7 protein-coding genes and 1 pseudogene are annotated in these 7,885 nt (G+C 68.4%); 6 read left to right on the top strand and 2 right to left on the bottom strand.

Translation table 11 applies throughout. The features are described from left to right. The 3 genes from ACRDUX_RS01180 to ACRDUX_RS01170 all read left to right on the top strand — a co-directional run. Positions 1 to 465: carbohydrate ABC transporter permease (locus tag ACRDUX_RS01180; RefSeq protein WP_526410209.1), on the top strand; the 465-nt coding region annotated here is incomplete at its 5' end. Further along, complete coding sequence (locus tag ACRDUX_RS01175; RefSeq protein ID WP_526410207.1) at positions 452 to 1,288, top strand: carbohydrate ABC transporter permease; 837 nt, start codon at positions 452 to 454, stop codon at positions 1,286 to 1,288. The genes ACRDUX_RS01180 and ACRDUX_RS01175, both read left to right, overlap by 14 nt. 88 nt (positions 1,289 to 1,376) lie before the next feature. After that, on the top strand, positions 1,377 to 2,720 hold the full coding sequence (locus tag ACRDUX_RS01170; protein WP_526410205.1) for an ABC transporter substrate-binding protein: 1,344 nt from the start codon (positions 1,377 to 1,379) through the stop codon (positions 2,718 to 2,720). Here the strand turns inward: ACRDUX_RS01170 and ACRDUX_RS01165 are convergent. Next, positions 2,717 to 3,547, bottom strand: a complete 831-nt coding sequence (locus ACRDUX_RS01165) for an energy-coupling factor transporter transmembrane component T family protein (protein ID WP_526410203.1) — start codon at positions 3,545 to 3,547, stop codon at positions 2,717 to 2,719. The genes ACRDUX_RS01170 and ACRDUX_RS01165 overlap by 4 nt on opposite strands. Then, positions 3,544 to 5,601 (bottom strand): DUF2232 domain-containing protein, encoded by a 2,058-nt coding sequence (locus tag ACRDUX_RS01160; RefSeq protein ID WP_526410201.1) that lies wholly within the window; start codon positions 5,599 to 5,601, stop codon positions 3,544 to 3,546. Before ACRDUX_RS01160 ends, ACRDUX_RS01165 begins: the two co-directional genes overlap by 4 nt. 107 nt (positions 5,602 to 5,708) lie before the next feature. Between ACRDUX_RS01160 and ACRDUX_RS01155 the strand changes: the two genes are divergently transcribed. The 3 genes and pseudogenes from ACRDUX_RS01155 to ACRDUX_RS01145 form a co-directional block, all read left to right on the top strand. Continuing rightward, complete coding sequence (locus ACRDUX_RS01155) at positions 5,709 to 6,155, top strand: MarR family winged helix-turn-helix transcriptional regulator (protein WP_526410199.1); 447 nt, start codon at positions 5,709 to 5,711, stop codon at positions 6,153 to 6,155. Between the two features lie 46 nt (positions 6,156 to 6,201). Continuing rightward, positions 6,202 to 7,413, top strand: a complete 1,212-nt coding sequence (locus tag ACRDUX_RS01150) for an MFS transporter (RefSeq protein ID WP_526410197.1) — start codon at positions 6,202 to 6,204, stop codon at positions 7,411 to 7,413. 56 nt (positions 7,414 to 7,469) lie between these two features. Beyond that, positions 7,470 to 7,885 (top strand): annotated as a pseudogene (locus ACRDUX_RS01145) (hypothetical protein); the annotation flags it as partial.

Raw genomic sequence — 7,885 nt, 5'->3', positions numbered from 1 at the left:
GTGCTGGGGCGTCCCGTCGAGTGGCTCACCGATCCCGTCCTCGCGCTGCCCGTCGTCTCCGCGGTCACGGTGTGGACCAACGTCGGGTACGTGACGCTGTTCTTCCTCGCGGGCATCCTGGCCATCCCACGTGAGGTGCAGGACGCGGCCCGCACCGACGGCGCCAACTCCTGGCAGCGGTTCCGGCGGATCACACTTCCGATGTTGCGGCCGACGCTGTTCTTCGTCCTCGTCACCGGAATCGTCAGCGCCGCTCAGGTTTTCGACACCGTCTACGCACTGACCGACGGCGGTCCCCTTGGCCGCACCGATCTCGTCGCCCACCGCATCTACGCCGAGGCCTTCGGCGCCGCCGCGGTCGGACGCGCCGCCGTGATGGCGGTGGTGCTGTTCGCACTGTTGCTCGGGGTGACCCTCGTCCAGCATCAGTACTTCCGGCGCAGGATCAGCTATGACCTCGTCTAGGCCGGGCCGCCGCACGGTCTCCAACGCGGCGATCTACCTGATGCTGGCGGTCCTCGCGGTGATCACGCTGGTCCCGTTCGGACTCGGCCTTCTGACGTCGTTCACCTCGGCGCGTCAGTTCAACACCTCTTCGCCACTGTCCGTACCCGCTCCGCCGACGTTCGCGAACTACCTCGGTCTGGTCGACGCCGGATTCGGTCGAGCACTCGTCGTGACCGCCCTGATGACCGCCGTCATCCTGGTGGGGCAGCTGACCTTCTCGGTGCTCGCCGCGTATGCATTCGCGCGGATGGAGTTTCCCGGCCGCGACGCCCTGTTCTGGTTGTACGTCGCCACCCTGATGGTGCCTGCGACCGTGACCGTGGTGCCGCTGTACCTGATGATGGCCGAAGTAGGTCTTCGGAACACCTTCTGGGCGTTGGTGCTGCCGTTCTTGTTTGGGTCGCCGTACGCGATTTTCCTGCTGCGGGAGTACTTCCGCACCATCCCCGCCGACCTGATCCGGGCCGCGCGCATCGACGGAGCCAACACCCTCGACGTCATCGTGCACGTGGTGCTGCCCGCCAGCCGACCGGTGCTGGTCACCCTGGCGCTCATCACCGTCGTCTCGCAGTGGAACAGCTTCATGTGGCCGTTGGTGATCACCAGCGGCGGCAAGTGGCAGGTGCTGACAGTGGCCACGGCGGGTCTGCAGTCGCGGTACGACGCGCAGTGGACGCTGGTGATGGCGGCGACGACGGTCGCGATCGTCCCCCTCATCGCCGTGTTCGTGGCGTTCGGTCGCCACATCGTCCGGTCGATCGTCGTCACGGGGATCAAGTGATGCGCCGCCTCGCGTTGAGTGAGCGCTCACGGTCGGAAACCGCGGGCAAGGACGACTGTGAGCGCTATGTCAACGACTCGGGGTCGCAGTGACGAAGCCCAAGTTCTCGACGCTGTTCGCAGGCGCGCTCGCTCTTGGGCTCGCGGTGCTGCTGGCCGCCGCGGTGCTCCTCGGCGGGTCGGGCGAGCCGACCGGCAAGACGGTGGTGACGGTACGGCTGTGGGACGAACAGGTGGCGGCTGCCTACCGCGAGTCGTTCGCCGAGTTCACCCGTGAGCACCCCGACATCGAGGTCCGCGTCAACGTCGTCGCGTACTCGTCGTACTTCGACACGCTGCGCACCGACGTCGCGGGCGGCGGGGCGGACGACGTCTTCTGGCTGTCCAACGCCTACTTCGCCGGTTACGCCGACAACGGCAAGCTGCTCGACGTCGGGAAGACGCTCGGGCCCGCGACGGCGCGGGGCTGGGACGGGTCGGTGGTGCAACAGTTCACCCGCGACGGCGTGCTGTGGGCGGTGCCGCAGCTGACAGACGCCGGCATCGCGGTGTACTTCAACGCCGACCTGCTCGATCAGGCCGGGGTCGACGTCTCCGAGCTGTCGGGGCTGCGCTGGGCACCCGGTGGGCCCTCTGCCGGTGACACCCTGGCGCCGTTGTTGGCCCGGCTGACCGTCGACGCAGACGGAAACCGCGCCGGCACACCTCGATTCGATCCGGCCAGAGTCAAGCAGTGGGGCTACAACGCCGCGAACGACCTTCAGGGCATCTATCTCAACTACATCGGCTCGGCGGGCGGCACGTTCATCGACGGCGACCGCTTCGCCTTCGACAACCCTGCGGCGGTTCAGGCGTTCGAGTATCTGGTCGGGCTCATCAACACCGACCACGTCGCTCCCCCCGCGGCGGATACCAATGACAACGGCGACTTCTCGCGCAACCAGTTCCTTGCGGGACGGATGGCGTTGTTCCAGTCGGGCACCTACAACCTGTCCGCGATCGCGGATACCGCGCCGTTCCGATGGGGGGTGGTGATGTTGCCGACGGGCCCCGCCGGTCGCGTCAGCGTCACCAACGGCATCGCCGCCGCGGGCAACGCCGCCTCGCCGCACCCCGACGCCGTGCGCCAGGTCCTGGCGTGGATGGGCAGCACCCGCGGCAACGAGTTCCTCGGGACCGGCGGTGCCGCGATCCCCGCGGCGATCGCCGCTCAGCCCGCCTACTTCGACCACTGGGCGGCGCGCGGCGTCGACGTCAGCCCGTTCTTCACGGTGCTCGACGGACCCCGCATCGCGGCGCCCGGCGGACCTGGCTTCCCTGCCGGCTACCAGGCCTTGCGGCCGTACTTCGACGAGATGTTCCTCGGGCGTCGAGACGTGCCCGAGAGCCTCGCCGAGGCGCAGGTCGCGGCGAACGCGGCGGCGGATCGCTAGGTGGTCGCCAGCGGGGTGAAGACCTCGACCACGACCGACGCACCGCACACGGCAACGACGACCGCCCCCGCGATGCCGTCGATCCACGTCGGCCGTGACGGCAATGCGGAGATCTGCCCGGCACCACCGCGTGCGGTGATCGCATCACCCATCTCGTCGGCGCGACGCAACGCCACCGTGACGGCCGCCGCAAGCAGATCGATGATCTCCCTCGACATCCGGTGCCGCCGTTCCCTGGAGGTGACGGCAGGCTCGCGCGGCCGGAGCTTGCGCGCGGCGATCAGCACGCGGAACTCGTCGATCAGCATGGGGAAGGCGCGAAGGGCCAGCGATAGCGTCACCGCCCAGTCGTCGACCGGGAGGCGCAGGAGCCGCAGCGGCCTGCCGATCTTCGCCGCCGCCGGCGCGATCTCGGCGACGTTGGTGGTCCACGACACCAGGCCACCGAGCCCGAGCAGCACGATCGAGAGCACGGTCAGGTGCAGGAAGTTGAACAGTCCGCCGAGCCAGAGGTCTACCGACCCGATGGTGAGGTGGGGACTTCCGCCGGCGAACGATGCGGTCAGCGCGCCGAGGAACAGCACGACCCACAACCAGCGCGGAACGGACGGCAGCACGCCACGGGGAATGCGGGCGATCCACGCCGTCGCCAACACCAGCGCGCCCACCAGCGCGATCGGCACCCAGCCCGGATAGAGCGTGAGCAGGACGCCGATGGCCGCGACGGCGAGCAGCTTCGTGCCCGCCCAGAGCTCGTGGACGACGGTGCGGCCGGGCACCGGCCGCAGCAGCACGACCGGTCGTGGCTGGCGCGAGGTCGTGGTCACGAGACGCCTCCCGCAGCCGTTGGCGCCGGCATGACGGCGCCGCCCTGCAGGTGCAGCGTGCGGGGGCACAGCTCCTCGAGTCCGGAGAAGTCGTGCGAGATGACGATGACGGTCAACCCGACGTCGCGGCGCAGGGCGGACAGCAGCCCCAGCAACCCCCGCTGACTGGCGGCATCCAACCCGGCCAGCGGCTCGTCGAGGATCAGCACCCGCGGCGAGCGGGCCAACAGACCCGCCAACACGACCCTGCGCATCTGGCCACCGCTGAGTTGATCGATGCGCCGCAGCCCGATGGCGGGGTCGAGGCCGACCTTGGCCAGTGCGTCGACGATCTGGGAGTGGTCGTAGTAGTCCAGCCCGGAGGCCGAGGCGATCTCCATGTCCACGCGCCCGCGCATCAGCTGCAATCGGGCGGCCTGGAACGAGATCGCCACGGCGCCAACCTGATCCGCCACCGGCTTGCCATCAAGAAGGCAGGTACCGGAGGTCGGCGCCAGCAGACCCGCCATGATCCACGCCAGCGTCGACTTGCCCGATCCGTTGAGTCCGTGGATCAACACACCGTCGCCCTCGTTGACGACGAGGTCGACGTCACGCAGCGCGGTCGACGCCCATGGTGTTCCCGATCCGTACTCGTGCCCGACGCCCTTCAACTCCAGCAGGGGCGGCCCGTCACGGTGGCTGTGCGCGCTGGTCGGCACGGGGGCGGGTGCGGTGCTGACCATCTCGACGTTGTCCGCGGTGCCACCGCTTCCGGTCAGGTCGATGATCCGATCGGCCGACGCCGCTTCGTCGTTGTAGTGCGTGATGTGCACCAACGACATTCGACGATTCTTCGTCAACCCCGACAGGACGGAGATGAGCCCCTCGCGGCCCTGCTGGTCGACCATGCTGGTGACCTCGTCGGCGATCAGGAGCGCCGGTTCACGGGCCAGCGCACCCGCCACGGCGAGTCGCTGGAGCTCACCGCCGGACAGACCGCCGGTATCGCGTTCGGCCAGCCCGTCCAGTCCGACCTCGGCGAGCAGTCCCTCCACGTCCGTGGTGGCGCCGGGCGGAAGTCCGAACACGACGTCGTCGGCGACGCGGGTGCCGAGGACCTGACTCTCGGGATGTTGCAGGACGACGGCGGTCCCGCCGGCCTTGCCGAGGCCGACTGCGCCGGGCCGGTCGACGGTTCCCGCGGTGGGCGGGCGCCCCGACAGAAGGAGCATCAACGTCGTCTTGCCCGATCCGTTGGGTCCGGTGACTGCGACGTGCTCGCCCGCGTCGACGGTCAGTGACACCGGGCCGAGGGCGTCGTGGTCCGCGCCGTCGTACCGGAAGCGCACGTCGCGCAGCCGGGCGGGCACCGGCCCGATGGCCGCGGGGTCGTCGACGGAGTCGAGCTTGTGCACGTCCGGCACGCCGGACAGCCGCACCAGGACCCGGGACAAGGCCCACCACCCGATGAAGGTGACCATGCCGATGCTCAGGATGCTCGATCCGATGATCAGGACGGGCCAGTACGTCAGCACGGTCGCGAAGTCGCCCCGCATGCGCTGCGCGACGCCTTCGAAGCCGGAGACTCGGTCGAGTATCGCGGCGAGTCCGTTGACGTTGGCGGTGAAGGACTTGAAGACCAGCTCGCGGATGCGGGAGAAGACGATCAGGAACAGGACGCCGAACAGGCCGAACAACGCGCCAGCGATCAACGCCGCGATCGTGATGGTCGGCGCGCCGCGTCCACGGCGTTTGACGATGCCGGTCAAGCCGCCGATGTAGGCGCAGTTGAAGACCGTCATCAATCCGCCGAACCCGGCGATGAGGAAGGCGATCGTGCCTCCCGCGACGGTCGCGGCGATCAACACCCGGAAGCGATGGCGATAGGCGAGCAGGCCCAAGGGGACGGTGCCGAGCACCGAGAGTCCGGCCGCAAAGGGGACGACGACGGCGATGATCGCGGTCGCAGCGCTCAGTGCGGCGATGACCGCGGCATGGGCCAGCTCGTCGGGGTGCATCGATCCGGCCCGACGGGGTGCGCCCGAGCCGGTCCCGCTACCGCTCTGCGCCATTTCTCGATTCTGCCAGCTGTCGACCGAGAGGCTTCTCAGCCCGCTGTGACCATGGCCACGATGCGGCCGCGTTTGATCTACATAGAATTTCTATGTAAATTCGGGCCATGCCCTCCTCAACTGCGACTGACACCGCGCTCGCAGCGGATCTGTTGTCCGTGGTCGCCAGGCTCAACCGACTCGCCACCCAGCGCGTCAAGCTCGAATTGCCCTTTGCCCAGGCCCGCCTGCTGTCGACGATCGAGGACCAGGGCGCAGCCCGGATCTCCGACCTCGCAGCCTTCGATCACTGCTCGCAACCGACGATGACCACCCAGGTCCGGCGGCTCGAAGACGCTTGCCTGGTGTCACGCATCACCGATCCGGCCGACGCCCGCGCCGTACTCATCAGCATCACGCAGAAGGGCAGGGACGTGCTGGAGCGGGTGCGCACCGACCGCGGCGCGGTCGTCGACCCCTATCTGGATCGTCTCGACGACGGCGACCGCCGGTCCCTCACCGACGCGGTGCGCGTCATGCGCGCGATCCTCGAGGATGCGCAGGAGAACCGCTGAATACCGTCGACAACTGAACCGCCAACCGAAGAGGAGTAGCCCGCCCATGTGGCGTCAACCCAAGGCCGTCTGGGCCGTCGCGTTCGCCTCCGTCGTCGCCTTCATGGGCATCGGCCTGGTAGACCCGATCCTCAAGCCGATCGCCGACAACCTCCACGCGACACCGTCGCAGGTGTCACTGCTGTTCACCAGCTACATGGCCGTGATGGGCGTCGCGATGCTCATCACTGGGGTGGTGTCCAGCCGCATCGGACCCAAGCGCACCCTGCTGATCGGGTTGGTGATCATCATCGCCGGCGCGGGACTGGCAGGCATGTCGGAGTCGGTGATGGGCATCGTCGGGTGGCGCGCGCTGTGGGGCCTTGGCAACGCACTGTTCATTGCGACCGCGTTGGCCACGATCGTCAACTCCGCACGCGGCTCGGTGGCCCAGGCGATCATCCTGTACGAGGCCGCGCTCGGACTCGGCATCGCCGTCGGACCCCTCGTCGGCGGGGTGCTGGGCTCGATCTCCTGGCGCGGCCCGTTCTTCGGCGTCTCGGCACTGATGGCGGTCGCGCTCGTCGTCACGGTGTTCCTGCTGCCTGCGACCCCTCCCGCCGCCCGCGCCACCAGCCTGATCGATCCCCTACGCGCGCTGAAGCACCGCGGTCTTCTCGGCGTCGGAATCACCGCGCTGCTGTACAACTTCGGCTTCTTCACGCTGCTGGCGTTCACGCCCTTCCCACTCGACATGAGCGCACACCAGATCGGGCTGATCTTCTTCGGCTGGGGTCTGGCCCTGGCCTTCACGTCGGTGGTGGTGGCGCCGCGTCTGCAGCACCGGTTCGGCACCGTGCGGGTGCTCATCCTCAACCTGCTCGCGTTCTCGCTGCTCCTCGCCGTGATGGCGGTCGGCACCGACCACAAGGCGGTGCTGGCGACGTGCGTGGTGCTGGCGGGCCTGTTCATCGGCGTCAACAACACCCTGATCACCGAGACGGTCATGAAGGCAGCCCCGGTCGAACGCGGCGTCGCATCAGCGGCCTACAGCTTCCTGCGGTTCGGCGGCGGCGCCGTGGCACCGTGGCTGGCGGGCGTTCTCGGTGAGACGTTCAACGCGCACCTGCCGTTCTGGGTGGGCGCAGCCGCCGTGCTGTTGGGTGCGGGCGTCATGCTCGCCACGCGTCCGTACCTCAAGCACATCGACGACGAGGAGACGCCGGAGGAGGAGGCGCGGGACGAAGCCGTTGCCCTCACCGTCGGCAACGACAGCTGAATCGAACTCGCCGACCACCGCATACGCTCCGGGCCGGTCGGGCAGACTGGGCGACCATGAGTGTGCTGACCGTGGTCTCGACCACGCTAGTGCCGGTCGTGTCCGTTCTATCGACTGCAGCCGTGGCGATTTGGACCAAACGGATCGACGCCAGAACAAAGCGAGACGACAGGGCCCATGAGCTCGTCCTCGACTACGAGAAGCGAGCGGGGGAAGACAAGAAGGCCGTCCTGAAGTCCCTGATCTCCGCGACCCTGCACCTCAAGCGCGGAGCAGAAGGGCTAGTGGGCACCGTTGTGAGCCCCAGCGACCGGCGGGCCGAGGCCATCAGGCAGCTGTACGAATTCCGCACCCGCCTGGGTCTCGACGACGGAGTCGCCGAGCTGATGATCTATGCCGCCGAACCCGTTCGCGACCTCACCGAATTGATACTCGACGAGTGGGACCGCCAGTTCCGAGAGCACGGCTACTC

It is taken from the genome of Mycobacterium sp. (genome assembly GCF_050701675.1).
Lineage (GTDB): Bacteria > Actinomycetota > Actinomycetes > Mycobacteriales > Mycobacteriaceae > Mycobacterium.
Note: the sequence above shows the minus strand (reverse complement) of the source record. Positions and strands in the feature narration are given on the sequence as shown.